This window comes from Rhizobium giardinii bv. giardinii H152 (assembly GCF_000379605.1).
Taxonomy (GTDB): Bacteria; Pseudomonadota; Alphaproteobacteria; order Rhizobiales; family Rhizobiaceae; genus Pararhizobium; species Pararhizobium giardinii.
Window position 1 is genome coordinate 85,834 of sequence record NZ_KB902657.1, and the last position, 21,731, is coordinate 107,564.

Below are 21,731 nucleotides of genomic sequence, written 5' to 3' on the forward strand. Positions count from 1 at the left end.
AGGAAATCCAGAATGTTTTACTGGAAGAATATCGAAGAGAATACCACTCCCCCAGAGCAGAAACTATTCATCGGGGGGCATTGGTCGGACGCATCTCACGCAGCGTATTTCGAGGATCGTGATCCGACGACGGGACGTCTCATAGCGAGGATCGCCGATTCAACATCGGGTGATATTGATCGCGCGATCGCTGCAGCCGCCGGCGTACAGCCGATGTGGGAAGAATTGTCGCCCACGGATCGGGCGTCGTTCTTTTATCGTGCCGCCGAGTTGTTCGTGGAGCGGCGTGATGACTTCGCCCGAGCACTCATTGCCGAAACCGGCTCAACATTCGGAAAAGCGATGTACGAATGCTCGCTTATTCCGGTCGCTTTGCGAGAGGCCGCAGGACTAACGACGCGTGAGATCGGCGAGGTGCTTCCATCGAATGTGCCGGGTCGTATCAACCGCACAATGCGTCGACCACGTGGTGTGATCGGCGTGATTTCTCCTTGGAACTTCCCGCTCTATCTGTCAGTGCGGGGCTTCGTCTACGCGCTTGCGTTAGGGAATACGATTGTGCTCAAGCCGTCGGAGGATAGCCCGGTCTCCGGTGGGTTGATGCTTGCACATCTCCTGTCTGATGCGGGTTTTCCACCGGGCGTGTTCAATGTCGTCACCGCTTCGCGCGAGAGCGCTCCCCGAATTGGGACGGCCTTCGTAAACGATAAGAAGGTCGCCGGCATCAGCTTTACTGGTTCGACTAAGGTAGGCCAGCAGCTGTCAGCCGAATGCGCCCGTCTGTTCAAGCCGATCATGCTTGAACTTGGCGGAAAAAACTCGATCCTCGTTCTCGAGGATGCTGACCTGGACCATGCTGTGGATCTCGCCTTTTTTGGCGCGTTCTTGCATCAGGGCCAGATTTGCATGTCGACTGACCGTGTGATCGTGGCAAAGGCACTCTATGACGAGTTCACCCGTAACCTGGTCGAGAAAGTCCGGAAGTTTGCTCCCTGCCCGCCTGATGATCCCCATTCTGTCATCGGTCCAATCATCAATGATCGTCAACTCCAACGCGTTGTGGCATTGGTCGACGAAGCACGCGCCGCAGGTGCGATCGTTTGCTGTGGTGGGCACGCTCAGGCCCCCTTCTATCAGCCCACCGTCTTGACCGGTATTACGCCGGGCATGCGCATCTGGAACGAGGAGATCTTTGGTCCTGTCACCTGTGTGGTTCCGGCTGATGACACGGAACACGCCATTGCACTGGCGAACGACAGCGACTACGGACTAACCGCTGCCATCGTCACTGCCGACGGGCAGGCCGGTGAAATTCTAGCCGAGCGGATCAATGCCGGAATGGTCCATGTGAACGCTTCGACAGTCCACGATGAGCCGCATTGCCCGTTCTCCGGAATTGGAGCATCGGGCGGAGGCGGGAAATGGGGTCCCAAGGGCGCCATCGAGGCATTCACGGTTCAGCGCTGGATTAGCACACAGCGCAGGAAAGCTGCATTGCCGTTCTAGCCTTGAATGCGGCCCAATACTATCAGTGCCAGCTGGCGGTGAAAGGCCGCTAGCTGGCAGCTCATTCGGGCAAACCGCAGGGACGAAACGGGTGGCCAGGCCTGCTTTTACACCAATAAGACAGCCCAGTTGAACGTGTCCTCAGCATGACGGATCATCGCTTCCCGCGCTTGCGCAGCGTGTCCGAGCTCTATGGCTTGGACTATCGGACCATGATCATACGAGGTCAGTTTGCGGCTTCTAACGGGGCGATCGGTCGATAGGATGACGTCCGTTAGAGCAACTTGAAGCTCCGTTTCCGCCCTTATCAGCCGGGATGAACCCGACGCTTCGGCAATGGCGACATGCAGCCTGACATCGGCAAAGCGCAGGTCCGGAAATTGATCTGTCGAGTTAAATGCCTGTTCTAACGAACGGATCTGCGATAACTGTTCTGGCGTTGAGCGTTCGGCAGCCAGATAGCAGGCTTCACCCGAAATAGCGCGCCTCCAGTCCGTGAGATCGCGTAGAAGAGCCCGATTCAGCGGTGCTTTTCGTGCTGCTTCCGCCAGCCGATCCCCGACGTCCTCTGCAATAAAGTTGCCCCCGTGTCGTCCCCGCACAGTCGTCAATAACCCCATATCACGCAATGCGGTAAGCGCCCCCCGGACTGTCATCAAAGCGATACCGAAACCTTGCGCCAATTCGAACTCAGATGGCAGCCGATCGCCAGGACGGAGCTCGCCGCTGACAATGGCTTCATGCACCCGTTTTGCTACGAGGCTGGGCGTGGACACAGAGGCGACACTCAGTGGGTATACAAATTTCATTTGACCTCTAGACTTTAGATGTTTATTTGCTTGGCTTAGATACTAGGGAAGGTCATGACACATGACAAAAGCAATCGATTCACGCTCCGCGCCTGCCGACCTTGACGCGCCTCAGGTTCTCGTCGTTGGATCCTTGGTGCCACCTGGCGCGAGCGACAATCTAAAACGCGCATTGAGGTCTCTGGCCGACAATGTCCTGGACGAACTCGCAGCGTGCGGAGCGAGCGGCTCATTTCTGGAAGCTTCCAATCCGAACAGCAATACGGAAACGCTGCTCGACTGTAAACACGGTCTACTTGTGCTTGGAGGAGCCGACGCTGATCCTAGTTGTTACGGACAGTTGGCCACCTCCCACACCATCTACGGCTTGAATGTCGAAGTGGACAAGTTCGAGCTCGATCTGATGGCATCGGCCCAAGCGCGTGGCATTCCCGTTCTTGGCATCTGCCGCGGCATGCAGCTGATGAACATTTTGCGCGGAGGTGATCTCATCCAGGACATCGGCGCCGACACGATCCACATCGGCAATGACGAAAATTCGGTGATGGTTTCTCATCTAGTGCAGATTGCCGACGGCTGTCGCCTCGCCAGCATCTATCCCGACAAACAAATTTCCGTTCAATCCGCGCATCACCAGGCCGTATGCCGGCTCGGTAACGGACTGACGATCGCCGCGCAGGCCACCGATGGCCTCGTCGAGGCTATAGAGAATTCCGGTGAACATTGGATGGTCGGTGTGCAATGGCACCCCGAAGCGCTTGCGGCCTCAAAGCAGGACTTCCGATCGCTCATTGAGCATTTCCTTTGGGCCGCCAAAGATCGAGCTCGGCCGCGGGACTGAATTAGAAACTTCATGGGAGAGAAGACATGAAACGTAAGCAGATTCTAGCAGCAGTGGTTATTGCAATCTTCGGGGCCGAGCACGCCCTCGCCGATGGCGTGGCTCCATCCTATGGCAAGTGCAACCCCAAGGAACCAGCAGGGTCGATAAGCCTTACGACCGATCAACCGGATACCTTAATCGTCGCCACGGTCCTGCCCAACCCTGGCTGGTATAACGGCATGTCGCCGGCCTCCACCCAGGACGGTTTTGAATATTGCATGGCTGCCGAGATTGCTCGCCGCGCCGGTCTGAAGAACCTCAAGCTACTCAATCTTGCCTGGGATCAATACATATCCGGCACCGCCAAGGGCTATGATGTAGCGATAGCAACAACGACGATCACCGACAAGCGCAAGCAAATATTCGACTTTTCGCAGCCCTATTTCAACTCGAACCTCGGGGTAGCCGTCAAGAACGGTGCGGAAGTTACGGCGTCCAACATCCGATCGAAGCACATCGGTGTCGTTCAAGGTAATATGGGATCGGACTGGGTGATCAACACCCTGAAGCCGAGCCGTCAGCCCGCGCTCTACCAAACCCAACCCGATCTGGTGACTGCATTGCTGGCCGGCCAAGTCGACGCGATTATCTCGGATACGACCTTGGTTCTTTCGGCGACCGCTGGCACCAAAGGAGCAGCCGAGGTCATTGGCCAGTATGACGTCAATCAAGGTTATGGGGCGGTTACACCGAAGAATTCAAAAAATTCCGCCGCGATCGACAAGGCGATCGGTGACATGATGAAAGATGGCACGATCGTCGCCCTGTCTGCCAGTTATCTCGCCCCCCTTTTCGGGAAAGATCCCAACAGCGTGCCTGTGTGGCAACTGCCCTAATAACAAAAGGATTTCCCATGCAAAGGCTTAGCCCCGCTCCGCGCGCAGTGCCGATTGCTTCCACCGCGGTCGGCGTTTCCCTGCTGTTGTTGTTCATAATCGCTACACTCGGGGGCACAGTCAGGAATGGCATCGCGGATCCCGCTTTGAAGACGATCAGCCTATGGCTGATCGTCGTTGCCATGGCCGCCGGAGCGCTGGTGCTGCTTATGGCAGGCTGGTCAATGACCCTGGCAATGCGGGCAAATCGCCAAACGCGGGCCGATAATATTCTCGCTGCGCGTTCTTCCGCGGCCGCCTCGCGACAAGACGCATTCATCGCTTTTGGCTTGAGCCTCGCAGTGCTCGCCATTTTCTGCTTCGTGCAGCTTCTGTTGCAAAATGACGGGAAGCTCCAGCAGACCTTCCTCCAATGGCAACTAATGCGCGAAAGCGCTGTTGATGTGCTCCAGGCCTTCGCCGTCAACGTCAAGTTGGCGGTCATCTCGCAGATTTTGGTCCTGGTGATCGGTTTGGTCCTCGCCGTGGCACGAATGGCTCCCGGAAAGGCCGGCGCTCCGATCCGCTTCATGGCCGTTGCGTATATCGACCTCATGCGCGCGGTACCGGCAATCATCGTTCTTTATCTTATCGGGTTCGGTCTGCCATTGACGAATTTGCCTGTCCTTGCGAGCCTGTCCCCGGATTGGTTCGCAATCATCGCTCTGACCCTTACATACAGCGCCTACGTCGCGGAAATCTATCGCTCCGGGATCGCTTCCATTCATCCGTCTCAGTGGTCCGCCAGTCGTTCCCTGGGATTCAGCTACGTTCAAACGCTCCGTTGGTTCATCTTGCCACAGGCCATCCGACTCGTGGTGCCACCTCTTCTGTCCACATTTATTGCCCTTCAGAAGGACACCTCGCTCGTCAACGTCATCGGGACGCTAGATGCTTTCAACCAAGCGAAGTTCTATGCATCCTCCAGCTTCAATCTGTCCTCGGTATCAGTCGTAGCCATTGTATTTGTCGTTCTGACAATACCTCAGACGCGCTACGTCGACTGGAGACTTGCGCGGGCTAACAAACGCTTAAGAGGTTGAAATGGCATTCATCGAAATCGAAGACCTTCAAAAAAGCTATGGCGAGCACGAGGTCCTGAAAGGTATCAGCCTGAATGTTGATCGGCATCAAGTCGTCACGCTGATAGGTGCGTCTGGTTCGGGAAAGAGCACTCTGTTAAGGTGCCTAAACGCACTGGATACAATTAACAATGGACAAATCCGTGTCGACGGCGACGTCGTTTCCGGGCCCGGCGTTGACCTCAACAGACTTCGTCGCAAGGTTGGCATGGTGTTCCAGTCTTTCAACCTTTTTCCGCACCTGTCTGTCGAGGAGAACATCGTCACTGGGCCGATCAAGCTCCTGCATCATTCGCGCGAAAAGGCGCGGGCGCGAGCTGCAGAGTTACTCGAACGGGTCAATTTGGGGCACCGAGCGAAATATTATCCGGACCAGTTGTCAGGAGGGCAACAACAGCGCGTGGCGATCGTGCGCGCAATCGCGATGGAGCCGGAGGCCCTGTTATTGGACGAGATCACGTCTGCCCTCGACCCAGAACTTGTCGCCGAGGTGCTAAATATTCTTCGTGATCTCGCAAAGGAGGGGATGACAATGATCCTCGCTACCCACGAAATGCAGTTCGCAAAAGAAGTCTCAAACCTTGTCGTGTTCCTGGAGCAGGGTCGACTCCTCGAGGCCGGCCCACCAGCGCAGATATTCGGCTCACCCACCCAAGAACGTACACGCGCATTCCTTAAGCAGATCATCGACGCAGGGCGTCTTTAAGAGGGGCTCCAATTGCGGGATCATGGTGATAGATTCGCTTCCGAGGCGAGGAGGAAGCATCACTGATAGGTGACTGAAATAAGCGTTTCCCTGAGTTCGGGGCCAGCACTTTTTGCCAACGCGATGGGCGACAACGGAGGGCATAGCTTTGGCTTACCGCGGACAACGCTTATGCCCGTAGCTATCAGAACCCTTCCCGTCCTGCTCGCATGGTCGCCCTCTTCTTCTACCGATCCAAAAGAGCCCTGCCGCCTCCTCCGCTCAGTAGGGCAGGCCAACATAGTTTTCCGCAAGCGCGGCGGAGGCTGCAGGGGACTGGACGAGATAGTCCAACTCAGCTTCTTGAATGCGTTGGCCGAACTCTCCAGTGTCGGCAAAGCGATGCATCATCGTCGTCATCCACCAGGAGAAACGCACCGCCTTCCACACCCGCGCGACCGCCCTTGCCGAATAGGCGTCGAGCCCGGCATTCGAGCGTTCCTGATAGTGCTCCAGAAGACCGGAGAAGAGGTAGTGCACGTCGCTTGCCGCAAGGTTGAGCCCCTTCGCCCCGGTAGGCGGCACGATATGGGCGGCATCGCCGACAAGCAAGAGCCGGCCGAAGCGCATCGGCTCGGCTACGAAGGAGCGCAGCGGCGCGATCGATTTTTCAAAGCTCGGACCGGTGACCATGGCTTCCGCATGATGGGCGGGCAGCCGGCGGCGTAACTCGTCCCAGAAACGATCGTCGGACCAGTCCTCGATTTTTTCCTCCAGCGCGCACTGGATGTAGTAGCGGCTGCGGGTGTGCGAGCGCATGGAACAGAGCGCAAAGCCGCGCGGATGGTTGGCGTAGATCAGTTCGTCGCTGACCGGGGGCACATCGGCGAGGATGCCAAGCCAGCCGAAGGGATAGACCTTCTCGAAGGTGCGGATCGCCTTTTCAGGCACGGCCTTGCGGCTGGCGCCGTGAAACCCGTCGCAGCCGGCAATGAAATCGCAGTCGATACGGTGCGTCGCCCCGTCCGTCTCATAGGTGACGAAGGGAGTTTGGCCGTCGAAATCATGCGGCGTCACATTTGCCGCCTCATAGATGGTTAGCCGGCCATCGGCCTGTCGCCGCTCGATCAGGTCGCGCGTCAATTCCGTCTGGCCATAGACCAGCACACGTTTTCCGCCGGTGAGATCGAAGAGGTTGATGCGGTGGTCGCGCCCGTCGAAAGCGAGCGAAAAACCATCATGCGGCAGGCCCTCGGCGACCATGCGCGCGCCGACGCCGGCTTTGTCCGCAAGCTGCGCCGTGCCCTCCTCCAGCACGCCGGCGCGCACGCGGCTCAAGATGTGCTCGCGGCTGGAGCGGTCGAGGATAACAGTCTCGATGCCGGCATTGCCGAGCAACTGCCCGAGCAGTAGGCCCGACGGACCCGAGCCGATGATGACGACCTGAACACGCATGAAAAATCCTCCCGAACTGGCTTTCGGCAAATTGTCACAGGAAGGGGTGGTGCCGGGCAATGGACGGATCGGTCCTCATCTTGTACAAATCGAACACGACGAAGGAGCGTCGCCGCGATGACCAAAACCGTCCCAACCTATGACCTCTATGGCGAAAGGGCCGGCAATGCGCCGGATTTCTGGTTGCACTGCGAAACGATCCCCTCACGCAGCAGCCTTCACCGCTTCGAGATCGCCCTGCACCGGCATGAGGGCTTCTTCCAGATCCTGTACATTTCCGGCGGCTCGGGCGATGCGCTGTTCGGCGAAAGACGGCTGACGCTTACCCCGCCCACCATCGTTACGGTGCCGCCGGCCATCGGCCACGGTTTCAGGTTCTCGCGCGATGTCGACGGGTACGTTTTCACGCTGCTCGCCTCGCACTTAGGCCTTGCCGGCGAGACTGCGCGCTTCGTGGCGGAGCCGCGGTTGACGCCGCTTGGTGGGGGGGATCCCGACAGCGCTTTCGTGTGCGCCACGCTCGAACGGCTCGCCGCCGAATGGGCCGCCCGACGGAGCGGGCGCACCGACCTGATGGAGGCTTACCTCGTCTCGGTGTTGACACTTTCGGCGCGGTTCTGGCGCCGGGACAATCCGGCGGACGGCACGGGCGAGACGGCGCAGCGCATGGAGCGCCTGAACGGCCTGATCCAGCAGCATTTTCGCGCCCAGAAGCCGGCTGCCTTCTATGCCGGAGTGTTGGGCATCTCGCCGACCCACCTGAACCGCATCGTCAAGGCGGCCACTGGGTTTTCGGCCCACGCCTATATCAGGCGAAAACTGATCGACGAAGCGAAGCGTGAATTGGTCTTCACCGACATGTCAGCGCAGGAAATTGGCCTGCGGCTCGGCTTTGCCGACCCCGCCTATTTCTCCCGCTATTTTCTGCGCGAGGCGGGCGAGACGCCGCGGGCCTTCCGGCTCACCGAACGGGCGCGGCTCGCCGCTCAGTCGTCGGAATAACGCTCCTCGCCCCGGGGAGCGCGGCGCATGTGATAACCGTTGCGCTCCCAGAAACCGGCCTGGTCGCCGGGCAGGAAATCGATGCGCGTCCGCCACTTGGCGCACTTCCAAAAATAGGGATGCGGCACGACCAACGCATCGGCCGGCCATGTTCGGCGGGGATCGGCTGGCCTTCCCAATGGGTGGCGAGGATGGCGTCTTCGACGGCGAAATCGGCACGCGGCAGGTTGGTCGTATAACCGTCATAGCCGGTCAGCAGAACGAAATCCGCTTCCGGCGCGGCATGGCGAGATCGAGCAGATCGCGGGTCGCCACGCACTCCCACCTGTTGCCGTAGCGCGACCATGTGGTCACGCAATGGATGTCGGAGAGGCTCCGGCTCCGCGGCAGCGCCAGAAAATCCTTTCACCCGAAAGACTTTGGGTTTCCAGCGCCGTCCGTCACATCGAGCCGCCAGCCTTCCGGACGGATGTTTGGTAGCTGGTCGAGCTCGAACACCGGCCGGTTTTTCACCAGTTGTTGGCCGGGGGCGGGCAGTCGGTCTCCGGCCGCGAGATGCGGCCGGTCAAAAACTTTCCCCTCGTCGGCCCGACGGCGTTTCGTGCGGGTAAGCTCGCTGTCGTCGTCGCATGACTGCCTCCTGCCATGATGCAGAAGGTGGGGACGCGTCCTCATGTCTAACGGATCGCCTCAGGCCAGCACCTGCCTGAGCGCCGCCTGCACTTCGCGCATTGCCGGCAGGTAGTGTTCCACCATGTCCTTAGCCTCTGCATGCGCCGCCGGTGCGCCGATGTTGAGCGCGGCGACCACGCGGCCGCGGGCGTTTTCCAGCGGAACGGCGATGGAGCGCAGGCCAATCTCTAGCTCCTGGTCGATCAGCGCAAAACCCTCTCTGCGCACGTATGAAAATTCCTGCATCAGCACATCCGGGTCCGTCTTGGTGAAGGGCGTGTTCGCCTTGCGGTCGGAGGCCTCGACGATCTTGCGCGCCTCCGCCTCCGGCAGGGACGCCAGCAGCACGCGGCCCATCGAGGCACAATACGCGGGCAGGCGCGAGCCCGGCGTCAGGCTGATCGACATCACGCGCTTCTGCGCCGCGCGCGCCACATAGACGATCTCAGTCCCATCAAGCACGGAGGCGGAAGCGCTCTGCCCAACCTTTTCTGAAAGCTGATCGAGATAGGGCTGCACCAGCCGCGGCAGTGGCGTCGCAGAGAGGTAGGCATGGCCGAGCCGCAGGATCCTTGGGGTCAACTCGAAGAATTTTCCGTCATAGGCGGCATAGCCGAGTTCGGCGAGCGTCAGCAGGCAGCGCCGCGCCGTCGCCCGGTCGAGGCCGGTTTCCTTCGAGATATCCGTGATGGTGAGGCGAGGTTTCGCCTCGCCGAAGGCCTCGATAACCTTCAGCCCCTTGGCAAAACCGCCGATGAAATCCGTTTCTCGCATTGCTCATCTCCTGTCATCGGGTGGCGCTCCAGCCTTCAGACATATCGCGCCGTCTCGGTCTTGCCTTCACCCGCGCATCCGAATGCCGCATGGATCCTCGGCTTAAGGCCGAGGATAACGTCAGGAGTGGGGCGAACGGCACGACTCATTTGTAAGTTCCTTTAATTTTGTGCGTTATTTGAACAAGCGTCAAATAACGCACAACAGGGATTGCTGATTTTCCAGTTTGGATTTACCTCTACTGCCGACATCGGGAGATTTTGCATGAACAAGACCATCAGCAGCCTGGCGGGGGCCGTTTCCGGCATAGGGGACGGAGCGACCGTGATGATCGGCGGCTTCGGCGGCTCAGGCGCGCCGATCGAGCTCATTCACGCACTCATCGACAAGGGATCGAAAAACCTCACCGTCATCAACAACAATGCCGGCAACGGGCGCATCGGCATTGCGGCGATGATCGACGCGGGGATGGTGAAGAAGATGATCTGCTCCTTCCCGCGCTCCAGCGATCCACGCGCCTTCACGGAAAAATATCTCGCCGGCGAGATCGAGTTGGAGCTGGTGCCGCAGGGAACGCTCGCCGAGCGCATCCGGGCCGGCGGGGCGGGCATTCCCGCCTTCTACACGCCGACGAGCTTTGGCACGGAACTCGCCAAGGGCAAGCCGGTTGCCGAATTCGATGGCCGCATGTACGTGCAGGAGCGCTGGCTGAAGGCGGATTTCGCGCTAATCAAGGCCGAGATCGGCGATACCAACGGCAACCTCACCTACAACAAAGCCGCCCGCAACTTCGGCCCGCTGATGTGCATGGCGGCGGCAAAGACCATCGTACAGGTCTTGAAACTGGTGAAGCCGGGCGACATCGATCCCGAACAGGTGATCACACCCGGCATCTTCGTCGACCAGGTCGTCAAAGTCGCCAACCCGAAGCAGGAAGAAGATCTCATCCGCGCAGGAGTGGTTTACGCATGACCGTCGATACCCGTGAGGACATCAAGCTTTCCAATGCACAGATCGCCTGGCGCGCGGCACAGGACATTTTCGACGGCGCCTATGTCAACCTCGGCATCGGTTTTCCCGAAATGGTGGCGCGCTACCAGCCGCCTGGCCGGGAGGCAATCTTCCATACAGAAAACGGCATCCTGGATTTCGGCGAAGCGCCGCCCGCCGGCGAGGAGGACTGGGATCTGATCAATGCCGGCAAGAAGGCTGTGACGCTGAAGCCGGGTTCCGCCTTCTTCCATCACGCCGACAGTTTCGCCATGGTGCGCGGCGGCCATCTCGATGTGGCGATCCTCGGCGCCTACCAGGTGGCGGAAAACGGCGATCTCGCCAATTGGCGCGTTGGCTCGAAGGGCGTACCCGCCGTTGGCGGCGCGATGGACCTCGTGCATGGCGCCAAACAGGTCGTCGTCATCACCGAACATGTCACCAAGAACGGCGAGCCGAAGCTGGTGGAAAAATGCACCTTCCCGCTGACCGGCGTCGGCTGCATCACCCGCGTCTATACCAGCCATGCTGTCATCGACATCTCGGGCGGCCGTTTCGTCCTGCGGGAGAAACTCGGCAGCATGACGATCGAGGAATTGCAGGCGATGACGGGTGCCACGCTCCATGTCGAAGGCCCCGTCGCCGATCTCGTCGTGCCGGAACTGTGAGGAAAACCATGAGAGAAGCCTATATCTGCGACTATATCCGCACGCCCATCGGCCGCTTCGGCGGCTCGCTGTCGTCTGTGCGTGCCGACGATCTCGGCGCGATCCCGCTAAAGGCGCTGTTGGCGAGAAACGCCGGCATTGACTGGGAAGCCGTCGACGACGTCATCTTCGGCTGCGCCAACCAAGCGGGCGAGGACAATCGCAATGTCGCGCGCATGTCGTCGCTGCTGGCTGGTTTGCCCGTCTCGGTCTCAGGCACGACGATCAACCGGCTGTGCGGCTCCGGCATGGATGCCGTCATTGCCGCCGCCCGCGCCATCAAGGCGGGCGAGGCGGAGCTGATGATCGCGGGCGGCGTCGAGAGCATGAGCCGCGCGCCCTTCGTGCTGCCCAAGGCGGACAGTGCCTTCTCGCGCCATGCGGAAATCCACGACACGACCATCGGCTGGCGTTTCATCAACCCGCTAATGAAGCAGCAATACGGCGTCGATTCCATGCCGGAGACCGGCGAGAACGTCGCCGCGGATTTCAAGGTGTCTCGCGAGGACCAGGACGCTTTTGCCCTGCGCTCGCAGGCTAAGGCCGCGGCGGCGCAGGCGAACGGACGACTGGCGACGGAAATCACGCACGTCACCATTCCGCAGCGCAAGGGTGGTTCGACCGTCGTAGAAAGGGACGAACATCCGCGCGCAACCACGCTGGAAGCGCTCGCCAGGCTCGGCACGCCCTTCAAGAAAGAAGGCGGTACGGTGACGGCCGGCAATGCCTCCGGCGTCAATGATGGCGCGGCAGCCCTCATTATCGCGTCTGAAGCAGCGGTGAAAAAGTACGGCCTGACGCCGATCGCCCGCATTCTCGGCGGTGCCATGGCGGGCGTTCCCCCGCGCATCATGGGCATCGGCCCGGTCTACGCCACGCAGCGCCTCTGCGCGCGCCTCGGCCTGAAACCCACCGATTTCGACGTGATCGAACTCAATGAAGCCTTCGCCTCGCAGGGCCTTGCGACGCTGCGCAGCCTCGGCATCGCAGACGATGCCGAGCACGTCAACCCGAACGGCGGCGCCATCGCGCTCGGTCATCCGCTCGGCATGTCCGGCGCGCGTATCACCGGAACGGCGGCTCTGGAGCTGCAAGTGACGGGCGGGAAGCGCTCGCTCTCCACCATGTGCATTGGCGTCGGCCAAGGCATTGCCGTGGCGCTTGAACGAGCAGGCTGAGACTGGCAGAGCGCTGCCCATCAGCAGCTAGGCTCCGCACACAAATTTGGTGGGGCGGTTAATCCGTCCACATCTGCACTAGGAGATCATATGCGGATAGGAAGCCCGAGGGAAATAGCACCGAATGAGGGCCGAGTGGCGCTCACGCCTGCGACTGCGCAGCAGCTGCAAAAGCTCGGACATGAATGTCTCGTTGAAGCGGATGCGGGGCTTAGCGCAGGCTTTTCCGACGAAGCCTACCGCGCTGCGGGCGTCACTGTAGTGGACGGCGCTGACGAACTGTTTGCACGGGCGGACGTAGTCGCCAAGGTGGCGCCGCCGACGGCGGACGAAGTAGAAAGGCTTAGCTCCGGCAAGACTATTATCTCCTTCTTCTACCCGGCCCAGAACAAGGATCTTCTCGAGCTTGCCCAAGGCAAGGGCGCCAATGTCGTTGCCATGGACATGGTGCCCCGCATTTCTCGCGCGCAGAAAATGGACGCGCTGTCCTCGATGGCCAACATCGCCGGCTACCGCGCGGTAATCGAGGCGGGCAACAATTTTGGCCGGTTCTTCACCGGCCAGGTGACGGCGGCCGGCAAGGTGCCGCCGGCGAAGGTGTTGGTGATCGGCGCCGGCGTCGCCGGTCTTGCGGCGATCGGTGTCGCCACGTCGCTCGGCGCGCAGACCTATGCGTTCGATGTGCGTCCTGAGGTGGCCGAGCAGATCGAGAGCATGGGCGCCGAATTCGTCTATCTCGACTTCGACGGCGGTCAGCAGGACGGGGCGGCAACCGGCGGTTACGCGGCCCCCTCTTCGCCGGAGTTCCGCGAGAAGCAGCTTGCCAAGTTCCGTGAGCTCGCGCCCCAGATCGACATCGTCATCACCACGGCGCTGATCCCCGGTCGCGCTGCGCCAAAGCTCTGGCTTGCCGACATGGTGGCGGCAATGAAGCCCGGATCGGTTATCGTCGACCTGGCGGCCGAACGGGGCGGCAACTGTGATCTCACCGTCGTCGGTCAGCGGGTTTTCTCCGACAACGGCGTCGTCGTCATTGGCTACACCGATTTCCCGAGCCGCATGGCCGCGCAGGCGTCCACGCTCTATGCCACCAACATTTGTCATATGCTGACGGATCTGACGCCGGGCAAGGATGGCAAGCTCGTCCATAACATGGAGGACGATGTGATCCGCGGCGCGACCGTCGCCTTCGAGGGGGGCATCACCTATCCGCCGCCACCGCCGAAGATCGCCGCGATTGCGGCGCAGAGGCCAAAGGAAAAGGTGAAGGAACCCACGCCGGAGGAAAAGCGGGCCATTGAAGCCGCAGCCTTCAAGGCCCAGACGCGGAACCAGCTTGGACTGCTCGCCATCGGCACGGCGCTACTGCTTGTCGTCGGCGCCTTTGCGCCGCCGGCCTTTATGGGCCACTTCGTCGTCTTCGTGCTCGCCTGCTTCGTCGGTTTCCAGGTCATCTGGAACGTCTCGCATTCGCTGCACACACCGCTGATGGCCGTTACCAATGCGGTCTCCGGCATCGTCATTCTCGGTGCTCTGCTGCAGATCGGGTCTGGCAACTGGCTGGTGGTGTTGCTTGCGGCGCTGTCGGTACTGATCGCCACGATCAACATCGTCGGCGGCTTCCTCGTCACGCGGCGCATGCTCGCCATGTTCCAGAAATCCTGATCGGGCAGGGGTAATCATTATGATGATCGGTATCGTATCGGCCGCCTATATTGCGGCAGCCGTCCTCTTCATCCTCTCGCTCGGCGGGCTTTCGGGCCAAGAAAGCGCCAAGCGTGCCGTCTGGTACGGCATGACAGGCATGGCACTTGCCATTGTCGCCACGGTCTTCGGACCTGAGGTCGGCAACTGGCTCGTCATCGTCCTGATGATTGCAGGCGGTGCTGTGCTCGGCCACTTCGTCGCCTCTCGCGTCCAAATGACCGAGATGCCGCAACTCGTTGCTGCACTCCATTCCTTCGTCGGTCTTGCCGCCGTGTTCATCGGCTTCAACGCCCATATCGAAGCGGAAGACGTCGCTGGCCTCGATGCAGCGGCGCGCTCCGCATTGACCGGCTTTGCCGCAATCCTTGCCTACAAGGTGCCGGTCGAGCTGTCGATCATGAAGGTGGAGGTCTTCCTCGGCGTGTTCATCGGCGCCGTCACCTTCACCGGTTCCGTCATTGCCTTCGGCAAGCTCGCCGGCAAGGTCGACGGCAAGGCGAAGAAGTTGCCGGGCGGGCATGTCCTCAATGCGGGGGCTGCACTTCTGTCGCTCGTGCTCCTGGTGCTCTACGTCAACGGCGCCGGAACCTGGACGCTGGTTCTCATGACCCTCGCCGCCTTCTTCATCGGCTATCACCTGATCATGGGCATCGGCGGCGCCGACATGCCGGTGGTCGTGTCGATGCTGAACTCCTATTCCGGCTGGGCGGCCGCAGCCATTGGCTTCACGCTCGGCAACGACCTGTTGATCGTTACCGGCGCGCTGGTCGGCTCGTCGGGCGCAATCCTTTCCTACATTATGTGCAAGGCGATGAACCGCTCCTTCCCGTCGGTCATCCTCGGCGGTTTCGGTGCGACGACCGGGCCACAGATGGAGATCGTCGGCGAGCAGATCGCCATCGATGCCGACGGTGTTGCCGCCGCCCTCAACGATGCGGACTCGGTCGTCATCGTGCCGGGCTACGGCATGGCGGTGGCGCAGGCGCAGCAATCGGTCTCCGAACTGACCCGCAAGCTGCGGGCCGCCGGCAAGACCGTGCGTTTTGCCATCCACCCCGTCGCCGGCCGCCTGCCGGGCCACATGAACGTGCTGCTTGCCGAAGCCAAGGTCCCCTACGACATCGTTCTCGAAATGGACGAGATCAACGAGGATTTCCCGGACACGGACGTCGTCATCGTCATCGGCTCCAATGATATTGTCAACCCGGCCGCCCAGGACGACCCGAACTCGCCCATCGCCGGCATGCCAGTGCTCGAAGTCTGGAAAGCCAAGCAGGTGTTCGTCTCCAAGCGCGGCCAAGGCACCGGCTATTCGGGGATCGAGAACCCGCTTTTCTACAAGGAGAACACGCGGATGTTCTATGGTGATGCCAAGGGTTCAATTAATAAGCTACTTGCGGCTTGTTGACTCGTCTGATTCCTGTCTGCTCCGAAACGTCCGCGTCGGCGCTCATGAAGTTATTGCTCTCGCATCCAACGGTTGGTCGCATCAAGTCTCACGCGATCGACGAGGTTGCCAAGGTCATTACACAGGTGGTGGCGAAACATCTTAAGCGTTGCCTGCCGGGGCTTGACGGGCATTTGTCGCTTCAGACAATGCGACATTGGCGGAGCAGTTAACGCCGCCGCACTTGCATTCGTCGCTCAGCTAATCTCAAGTGACCACGGAGAGCCACGCCAGCAGCCGTAATGGACTCGATGTTGCGGGCAGAGTAACCCAAAAGCTGCTGCTACTGGGCGTGACGTCATCGCCCAATTGTCCAAAGGTCCACTACTCCCGGACCACGGCGCGCCTTGGCTACTGTTTTCCAACTTTGAATCTGCGGGCAGGACTTTTGCCTGTCCAAGCCTTAAACGCCCGTGAGAACACAGTCGATTCGGCGTATCCGAGCGCGGCCGAAATTTCTTCCACCGACACATTGCCCTGCGCCAAATACGCAGTCGCCATCTGCTCCCGATAGTCCCTTAAAATAGCGCGTATCGAGGCTCCCTCCTCCGAGAGGCGTCGTTGAAGAGTCCGCGGCGTTATCCCCATCTCCGAAGCAAGGTCGGGTAATTCAACAGGCGAGATTCCCAATCGGACGCTTATTAGAGCCTTTACTTGTTCCGTCGCTGATACCTCCTCGTTGCTCGCCGCTATGACCGAGGCCATGTGTTGGTTGAGGATGTTAATGAACTCCCTGTCTTCAACCCTATATTGTCGATCAGCATCCCGCGGATCAATGATTATACAGTTCCTAGTCTGACCGAAACGCACTGGCGCCCCGAAGATGCGCTGCAGTGCAGCTTCCTGGCCGACAGACGTGTGTTCGAGATGGACCTCCAACGGCCGCCAGTTGCTGTCGAAGGCTGCTTGGATCTGGCTGCATATGCACGCAAGAGTAAACTCGGTGTCCTGCCTGAGGAGGCTCTTTGGTTTAATGTCGTCGTGGACTTTATAGCTACACATCAAGCCTTCCGGGGAGAGCTGAACCGAGAAGGTCGTCGCTGTTTGAAACGCTGTGGCGTAACGTGCATAGTAGCTCAGAGCGGAGCCAATCGAACTTGCTTGCATCAGAAGCAAGCCTATTGGCCAGAGATCACCGGGACGCAACGCGAAGCCGAGCCGAGCGCCCAGCACTGGGTCTTCAAACGTCCTCGCGGCGTCCTCAAAGAATTCCAAGTAGTCACGCATATCGACACGTGCATTCGGATTGCCAATACGCGCGTCCGAAAGGCCGTGACGTGTAAGCAATGCTTTCAAGTGTGTGCCAGCTCTCGGCAGATTCTGAATGATCGCCTGCAAAACGAACACTCGAATGGATGCCGGCCGGCGCTTGATGCTAAGCACCATCCGACCCTCTATTTGCAGCGTTTGTCGTAAATTGTCATCTTCCTGTCATGCTCTGTGATGGACCTGCCGCGCAAGGAGCGCATCATACACTAACAAAAATCAAGTAGACTTGTCAGGGGAACCACATGTCAGATAACCAAAATTCACAATTTGCGAAACCGAAGCTTGCGGCCAGCTCATTGGGAGTGGCGCATATTGTTTTCTTTGTCGTGGCCGCTGCGGCGCCCATGGCTGCGGTAGTCGGCGCCACACCTCCTGCGTTTGCCTTCGGTAATATTGGCGTTCCCGGCGCGTTCCTTTTGGTGGGGCTACTGTACCTTATCTTCTCCGCTGGCTTCACGGCTATGGCCCGCCATGTGAGCAGCGCGGGCGGTTTCTATGCCTACATCTCCAAGGGCCTCGGCCGACCATTCGGTATCGCCGGCGCGTTCCTCGCCATCGTGACCTATTTCGCCATCCAGATCGGCGTCTATGCGCAAGTCGGTGTCTTCGCGCGCGCGGCTCTGGAGCCATTCGGGATCGGTCTGCCTTGGTGGTTCTGGTCGCTTCTCGTGCTCACGGCGGTCCTCTGGTGCGGCCAGCGGCATATTGTTTTCTCGGGACGGCTACTCGGCATCTGCATGATCGCAGAGCTTCTAATTTTGGCGCTTTTTGCCATCGGTGTAGTCCTGATCGGTGGCGGCGATGGGGGCTTGACAGCGGCTGGCCTTCAACCGTCCGATGTCTTTGCACCAGGGCTTGGGATCACATTAATATTCGTTGTCAGCGCCTTCATCGGCTTTGAGGCGACTGCCATCTTCGGGGAGGAGGCTGCTAATCCCGACCGCGCAATTCCACGCGCGACCGTCGCGGCCGTGACCATCATCACCGTTTTCTACGCCTTCGTTAGTTGGGCAGTTATTCAGTATTATGGCTCCTCCGTCGTTGCCGCTAAGGCAAGTGAATCGATGGAGAACTTCTATATCAGCGCGGTTGCCGGGGTCCTCGGCGGCTGGTCCGCAGTGACCGTGAACATCCTGCTGCTAACAAGCCTCTTCGCGTGCTTGTTGTCCTTCCACAATACTCTTAACCGGTATATCTACGCGCTCGGTCGCGACGGACTCTTGTGGACCGGCCTGTCGCGCGTCCATACGGCGAACGCATCCCCACATGTAGCCGGGCGTGTTCAGTCGGTTCTTGTGGCCGCCGTCCTCGTAGGCTTTTCCCTGATCGGTGCTGATCCCTATGCGGTCGTGTATGCTTGGACTCTGGCCTTCGCAGGTATCGGAATTTTGGCTGTGCAAGTCCTGGTATCAATTTCCATCCTCGCCTTCTTCCGGACAGAAAGACGTGGCTTCTCAACCATGCGTGTAGTGGTTGCTCCTATTGCTTCTGGAATCGCCCTTGCCGCAGCCTTCGTTCAGGTCTCGATGAATCTGCCGCTGCTCACCGGGAGCGAGAGTCCCATCGTGGCCTCCTTTCCAGCATCTGTAATCTTGATCGCGGTGGCGGGCATTCTCATCGCCCTGTACATCCGACGTACCAACCCCGCCCTCTACGACAGGCTCGACCGCACCTTCGCCGAGGCGACGGCCGAGACATGAGCGGTTTTTGCGGTCACTGACAACCTAGCTATCCATCAAAACAAACCACGGCAATGACCCATTCCGGGATGGACTGAGTTCGTCCCCTGAAATGAACGGAGCAAAAAAGATGAAACTCGATTATGAGACGTCTCTTAAGAACTTTTCCGAGGCATTCCATCTATCCAAGATCGAGACACGGAGGGGTCGGGACTTGGTTCCCGGCGGCTTCAGCCGAAGAACCTTCAATTATGGTCCTCACGCAGTTTTCGCGAAGAGCGGCGAGGCGCAGTACATCAATACGATTGACGGAAAGCGGCTTCTCGACCTAAACAACAATTTCTCCACCAATGTCCTGGGCCACAATCACCCTGCGGTCGTTAGGGCTATCGAGGAGCTTCTTGCTTCAGGATTTTCGTTTGGCAACCCCACGGGCCACGAGCTCGAGCTTGCGCAACTGCTTTGCGAGCGCATCGAGTCGGTAGAACAGATAAAGTTCTTCTGTTCGGCCAGTGAGGCTTGTCTTGGCGCGGTCCGCATAGCGAGGGGATATACGGGCAGAAAGAAAATCGCCAAATTCGAAGGTGGCTATCATGGCTTTGCCGATGACCTCGCTATCTCCACTCACCCAAGCCCCGCCAATTTTCCCGGCCCTAACTTCAGTCCAAGGTCAGTTCCCGACTCCGACGGTATCCCCGCCTACAAGGTCGATAATGTTATCACTTTGGTCCAAAATGATTACAAAGCCTGTGAAAGTATTCTGAGACGGCACGCTGGCGACGTCGCGTGCATCATCATGGAACTTCAGTCTTGCGCCGGCGGTATCGTCGCTCTCGATGAGGGGTTTGTGCGCAAACTAGGCGATCTCGCAAAAGAACTAGGCATCCTGCTGATATTCGACGAGACGATTACGTTGCGTGCCGCCTTCGGCGGTCTGCAGAGCCTCTACGAGACTAAGCCTGATCTGACGGTTATGGGCAAAATGATCGGCGGCGGCCTCCCGATCGGCGCTGTCGGGGGCTCGCGGCAGATCTTTCGTATCATCGAAGAAAACCAAGTCATGATGTCGGGAACTCACCATGGCCATCCAATGGCCTGTGCGGCCGGCCTAGCAACTATGAGGGTCATGGACCGCGATGCCTACCAGAAGCTCAATAGGATGGCGAAAACGGTCCGAGATCAGTTGAACTCCTGGGCAGAGGAGAAAAACTATCCCTTTGTCGTGTTTGGTGACTTTTCCATCCTCGGCTATGCCTTCACCAAGGAGCCGGGTCAGACGATTACGACGCACAGGGATTACTGGAACAAGATCGACGACGAAAAGATGACGATCTATGCGTTGGAGATGGCGACGCGCGGCTATTTCCCCGTCCATCGCGGACAACTCGGCCTTACGCTTCCTATGACGGAGGAAGATATTGCTGGGTACATCGAAACCACGAAAAACATCATCACTGAAATCTACGCGCAGTACTAACGCACGAGATCCAAATTGTTGTCGAGGGCTCAGCTTTTGGGCAGGAGGAAGAACCATGTTTGAACTTCAACAGATAATCGCCGGCAAGTCCGTACCGGCCGTTTCCGGCAGGACTTACGATCGCGTTGACCCGTATACGGGTAAGGTTGCGAGCCGCGCCCCGGCTTCCGACCTGGAGGATGTGAAGGCCGCCGTGGCTGCGGCTGCAGCGGCATATCAGGCCTGGTCGAAGACCGGCCCCGCAGAGCGCCGCGGACTGCTCTTAAAGGCTGGTGACCTACTGGAGTCGAAAGCCGACGAGTTCGGCCGCCTCATGATCGAGGAAACCGGCGGAACGGTGCCTTGGGCCGTTTTCAATACCGTGCTGGCTGCCGGCATTCTTCGAGAAGCCGCTAGTATGACCACCCAGGTCCAGGGCGAGGTTATTCCGTCCGACAAGCCCGGCACGCTATCAATGGCCGTGCGCCAGCCGGCGGGGGTTTGTCTGGGGATCGCCCCATGGAACGCACCTGTTATCTTGGGAACGCGCGCTATCGCGATGGCACTTGCTTGCGGGAATACGGTGATCTTAAAGGCGTCCGAGGCATGCCCGGGCGTACATCTCCTTATCGGCAAGTGCCTCGTAGAAGCAGGCCTGCCCGATGGCGTCGTGAATGTCATCACCAACGCGCCTGAGGATGCCGCGAAGGTAGTGGAGGCGCTGATCGCCGCGCCGGAGGTACGTCGCGTCAACTTCACCGGCTCCACAAAGGTCGGGCGCATCATCGGCGAGCTGTGTGGGCGTCATCTGAAGCCCGCACTGCTGGAACTCGGTGGTAAAGCGCCGATGATCGTCCTAGACGACGCCGACATTGATGCCGCGGTGAACGGCGCGATCTTCGGTGCGTTTGCAAACATGGGGCAGATCTGCATGTCGACGGAACGGATCATCGTTGACGAGAAGATCGCCGACGAATTCGTGGCCAAGCTTGCAGCGCGCGCCAGCAAGCTGCCTGCCGGCGACCCGCGCGGGCATGTCGTCCTCGGTTCGCTGGTCACACCCGAGGCAGCCACCAAGATGGAAGAGTTTATCGCGGACGCCGTTGGGAAGGGCGCCAAACTCGTGGCCGGCGGCAACCGCACCGGTTCAGTGGTCGATGCTACCCTCCTCGACCACGTGAAACCGGGTATGCGCTCTTTCGAAGAGGAGTCCTTTGGACCTGTAAAGCCGATTGTCCGCGTGCAGGACGAGGCCGAAGCGATCCGTATTGCGAACGAAACTGAGTATGGGCTGTCATCGTCAGTCTACAGCCGCGATGTACAGCGCGCGATGGAGGTCGCCACTCAGATTCAAACGGGCATTTGCCACATTAATGGCCCGACCGTCCACGACGAGGCTCAGATGCCATTCGGCGGCGTCAAGAATTCGGGGTATGGGCGCTTTGGGGGAAAGGCAGCAATCAACGAGTTCACGGATGTTCGTTGGATCACCATAGAGGACCCACACCAACACTATCCGTTCTAGTCGCCCCCACCAAGTGTGATGGGGCTTTAG

The 21,731-nt window shown here is 59.5% G+C and carries 18 protein-coding genes and 1 pseudogene; 14 read left to right on the forward strand and 5 right to left on the reverse strand.

The window, feature by feature from the left end; genetic code table 11:
- Positions 1–12: 12 nt before the first annotated feature.
- Positions 13–1,506, forward strand: coding sequence for an aldehyde dehydrogenase family protein (locus tag A3AY_RS0114155; protein ID WP_018326321.1), 1,494 nt, complete (start codon positions 13–15; stop codon positions 1,504–1,506).
- A 107-nt stretch (positions 1,507–1,613) separates the two neighbouring features.
- On the opposite strand, the gene A3AY_RS0114160 is transcribed toward A3AY_RS0114155, so the two are convergent.
- Positions 1,614–2,315: a FadR/GntR family transcriptional regulator gene (locus tag A3AY_RS0114160; protein WP_018326322.1), complete on the reverse strand. Its 702-nt coding sequence runs from the start codon at positions 2,313–2,315 to the stop codon at positions 1,614–1,616.
- Positions 2,316–2,376: 61 nt separating this feature from the next.
- Here A3AY_RS0114160 and A3AY_RS0114165 point away from each other — a divergent pair, with 61 nt between their 5' ends.
- The 4 genes from A3AY_RS0114165 (at position 2,377) to A3AY_RS0114180 (ending at position 5,861) form a co-directional block, all read left to right on the forward strand.
- On the forward strand, positions 2,377–3,156 hold the full coding sequence (locus tag A3AY_RS0114165; protein ID WP_040668720.1) for a gamma-glutamyl-gamma-aminobutyrate hydrolase family protein: 780 nt from the start codon (positions 2,377–2,379) through the stop codon (positions 3,154–3,156).
- Positions 3,157–3,182: 26 nt separating this feature from the next.
- Positions 3,183–4,034, forward strand: a complete 852-nt coding sequence (locus A3AY_RS0114170; protein WP_018326324.1) for an ABC transporter substrate-binding protein — start codon at positions 3,183–3,185, stop codon at positions 4,032–4,034.
- A 146-nt stretch (positions 4,035–4,180) separates the two neighbouring features.
- The gene (locus tag A3AY_RS0114175) at positions 4,181–5,116 is read left to right on the forward strand and encodes an amino acid ABC transporter permease (RefSeq protein ID WP_234913207.1); all 936 of its coding nucleotides are present in this window, start codon (positions 4,181–4,183) and stop codon (positions 5,114–5,116) included.
- Between the two features lies 1 nt (position 5,117).
- Positions 5,118–5,861 (forward strand): amino acid ABC transporter ATP-binding protein, encoded by a 744-nt coding sequence (locus tag A3AY_RS0114180; RefSeq protein ID WP_018326326.1) that lies wholly within the window; start codon positions 5,118–5,120, stop codon positions 5,859–5,861.
- A 261-nt stretch (positions 5,862–6,122) separates the two neighbouring features.
- Here A3AY_RS0114180 and pobA read toward each other — a convergent pair whose 3' ends face one another.
- Positions 6,123–7,295, reverse strand: a complete 1,173-nt coding sequence (pobA, locus tag A3AY_RS0114185; RefSeq protein WP_018326327.1) for a 4-hydroxybenzoate 3-monooxygenase — start codon at positions 7,293–7,295, stop codon at positions 6,123–6,125.
- Positions 7,296–7,412: 117 nt separating this feature from the next.
- On the opposite strand from pobA, the gene A3AY_RS0114190 reads away from it, so the two are divergent.
- Positions 7,413–8,297, forward strand: coding sequence for a helix-turn-helix domain-containing protein (locus A3AY_RS0114190; protein ID WP_018326328.1), 885 nt, complete (start codon positions 7,413–7,415; stop codon positions 8,295–8,297).
- Here the strand turns inward: A3AY_RS0114190 and A3AY_RS35295 are convergent.
- Both A3AY_RS35295 and A3AY_RS0114210 read right to left on the reverse strand, forming a co-directional pair.
- Positions 8,282–8,972, reverse strand: a pseudogene (locus tag A3AY_RS35295) (molybdopterin-dependent oxidoreductase). The gene A3AY_RS0114190 and the pseudogene A3AY_RS35295 sit on opposite strands and share 16 nt — an antisense overlap.
- 15 nt (positions 8,973–8,987) lie before the next feature.
- A complete protein-coding gene (locus A3AY_RS0114210; protein WP_018326332.1) occupies positions 8,988–9,743 on the reverse strand; it encodes an IclR family transcriptional regulator in 756 nt (251 codons plus the stop codon).
- 264 nt (positions 9,744–10,007) lie between these two features.
- Here A3AY_RS0114210 and A3AY_RS0114215 point away from each other — a divergent pair, with 264 nt between their 5' ends.
- The 5 genes from A3AY_RS0114215 to A3AY_RS0114235 all read left to right on the forward strand — a co-directional run bounded on the left by A3AY_RS0114215 (position 10,008) and on the right by A3AY_RS0114235 (position 15,733).
- Positions 10,008–10,715 (forward strand): 3-oxoacid CoA-transferase subunit A, encoded by a 708-nt coding sequence (locus tag A3AY_RS0114215; RefSeq protein WP_018326333.1) that lies wholly within the window; start codon positions 10,008–10,010, stop codon positions 10,713–10,715.
- Positions 10,712–11,401, forward strand: coding sequence for a CoA transferase subunit B (locus tag A3AY_RS0114220; protein ID WP_018326334.1), 690 nt, complete (start codon positions 10,712–10,714; stop codon positions 11,399–11,401). The genes A3AY_RS0114215 and A3AY_RS0114220 overlap by 4 nt, the downstream gene beginning before the upstream one ends.
- Before the next feature lie 8 nt (positions 11,402–11,409).
- On the forward strand, positions 11,410–12,618 hold the full coding sequence (gene pcaF / locus A3AY_RS0114225) for a 3-oxoadipyl-CoA thiolase (protein ID WP_018326335.1): 1,209 nt from the start codon (positions 11,410–11,412) through the stop codon (positions 12,616–12,618).
- A 90-nt stretch (positions 12,619–12,708) separates the two neighbouring features.
- Positions 12,709–14,283 carry a Re/Si-specific NAD(P)(+) transhydrogenase subunit alpha gene (locus A3AY_RS0114230; protein WP_026203432.1) on the forward strand — a complete coding sequence of 525 codons (1,575 nt, stop codon included), beginning with the start codon at positions 12,709–12,711 and terminating at the stop codon, positions 14,281–14,283.
- A 19-nt stretch (positions 14,284–14,302) separates the two neighbouring features.
- Positions 14,303–15,733 (forward strand): NAD(P)(+) transhydrogenase (Re/Si-specific) subunit beta, encoded by a 1,431-nt coding sequence (locus A3AY_RS0114235; RefSeq protein WP_018326337.1) that lies wholly within the window; start codon positions 14,303–14,305, stop codon positions 15,731–15,733.
- Between the two features lie 390 nt (positions 15,734–16,123).
- On the opposite strand, the gene A3AY_RS0114240 is transcribed toward A3AY_RS0114235, so the two are convergent.
- Positions 16,124–17,158 (reverse strand): AraC family transcriptional regulator, encoded by a 1,035-nt coding sequence (locus tag A3AY_RS0114240; protein WP_018326338.1) that lies wholly within the window; start codon positions 17,156–17,158, stop codon positions 16,124–16,126.
- A gap of 125 nt (positions 17,159–17,283) precedes the next feature.
- Here A3AY_RS0114240 and A3AY_RS0114245 point away from each other — a divergent pair, with 125 nt between their 5' ends.
- From A3AY_RS0114245 to A3AY_RS0114255, 3 genes are all read left to right on the forward strand, one after another.
- Positions 17,284–18,741, forward strand: a complete 1,458-nt coding sequence (locus tag A3AY_RS0114245) for an APC family permease (protein WP_018326339.1) — start codon at positions 17,284–17,286, stop codon at positions 18,739–18,741.
- Positions 18,742–18,850: 109 nt separating this feature from the next.
- Entirely contained in the window at positions 18,851–20,197 is a 1,347-nt protein-coding gene (locus A3AY_RS0114250) for an aspartate aminotransferase family protein (protein ID WP_018326340.1), read from the forward strand.
- Positions 20,198–20,252: 55 nt separating this feature from the next.
- The gene (locus A3AY_RS0114255; RefSeq protein ID WP_018326341.1) at positions 20,253–21,701 is read left to right on the forward strand and encodes an aldehyde dehydrogenase; all 1,449 of its coding nucleotides are present in this window, start codon (positions 20,253–20,255) and stop codon (positions 21,699–21,701) included.
- The last annotated feature ends 30 nt before the right edge of the window (positions 21,702–21,731 follow it).

Bases quoted from the DNA above. Each gene is read 5' to 3' on its own strand.
- A3AY_RS0114155 (WP_018326321.1), top strand. From the start codon at position 13: ATGTTTTACTGGAAGAATATCGAAGAGAATACCACTCCCCCAGAGCAG.
- A3AY_RS0114160 (WP_018326322.1), bottom strand. From the start codon at position 2,315: ATGAAATTTGTATACCCACTGAGTGTCGCCTCTGTGTCCACGCCCAGC.
- A3AY_RS0114165 (WP_040668720.1), top strand. From the start codon at position 2,377: ATGACAAAAGCAATCGATTCACGCTCCGCGCCTGCCGACCTTGACGCG.
- A3AY_RS0114170 (WP_018326324.1), top strand. From the start codon at position 3,183: ATGAAACGTAAGCAGATTCTAGCAGCAGTGGTTATTGCAATCTTCGGG.
- A3AY_RS0114180 (WP_018326326.1), top strand. From the start codon at position 5,118: ATGGCATTCATCGAAATCGAAGACCTTCAAAAAAGCTATGGCGAGCAC.
- pobA (WP_018326327.1), bottom strand. From the start codon at position 7,295: ATGCGTGTTCAGGTCGTCATCATCGGCTCGGGTCCGTCGGGCCTACTG.
- A3AY_RS0114190 (WP_018326328.1), top strand. From the start codon at position 7,413: ATGACCAAAACCGTCCCAACCTATGACCTCTATGGCGAAAGGGCCGGC.
- A3AY_RS0114210 (WP_018326332.1), bottom strand. From the start codon at position 9,743: ATGCGAGAAACGGATTTCATCGGCGGTTTTGCCAAGGGGCTGAAGGTT.
- A3AY_RS0114215 (WP_018326333.1), top strand. From the start codon at position 10,008: ATGAACAAGACCATCAGCAGCCTGGCGGGGGCCGTTTCCGGCATAGGG.
- A3AY_RS0114220 (WP_018326334.1), top strand. From the start codon at position 10,712: ATGACCGTCGATACCCGTGAGGACATCAAGCTTTCCAATGCACAGATC.
- pcaF (WP_018326335.1), top strand. From the start codon at position 11,410: ATGAGAGAAGCCTATATCTGCGACTATATCCGCACGCCCATCGGCCGC.
- A3AY_RS0114230 (WP_026203432.1), top strand. From the start codon at position 12,709: ATGCGGATAGGAAGCCCGAGGGAAATAGCACCGAATGAGGGCCGAGTG.
- A3AY_RS0114235 (WP_018326337.1), top strand. From the start codon at position 14,303: ATGATGATCGGTATCGTATCGGCCGCCTATATTGCGGCAGCCGTCCTC.
- A3AY_RS0114240 (WP_018326338.1), bottom strand. From the start codon at position 17,158: ATGGTGCTTAGCATCAAGCGCCGGCCGGCATCCATTCGAGTGTTCGTT.
- A3AY_RS0114245 (WP_018326339.1), top strand. From the start codon at position 17,284: ATGTCAGATAACCAAAATTCACAATTTGCGAAACCGAAGCTTGCGGCC.
- A3AY_RS0114250 (WP_018326340.1), top strand. From the start codon at position 18,851: ATGAAACTCGATTATGAGACGTCTCTTAAGAACTTTTCCGAGGCATTC.
- A3AY_RS0114255 (WP_018326341.1), top strand. From the start codon at position 20,253: ATGTTTGAACTTCAACAGATAATCGCCGGCAAGTCCGTACCGGCCGTT.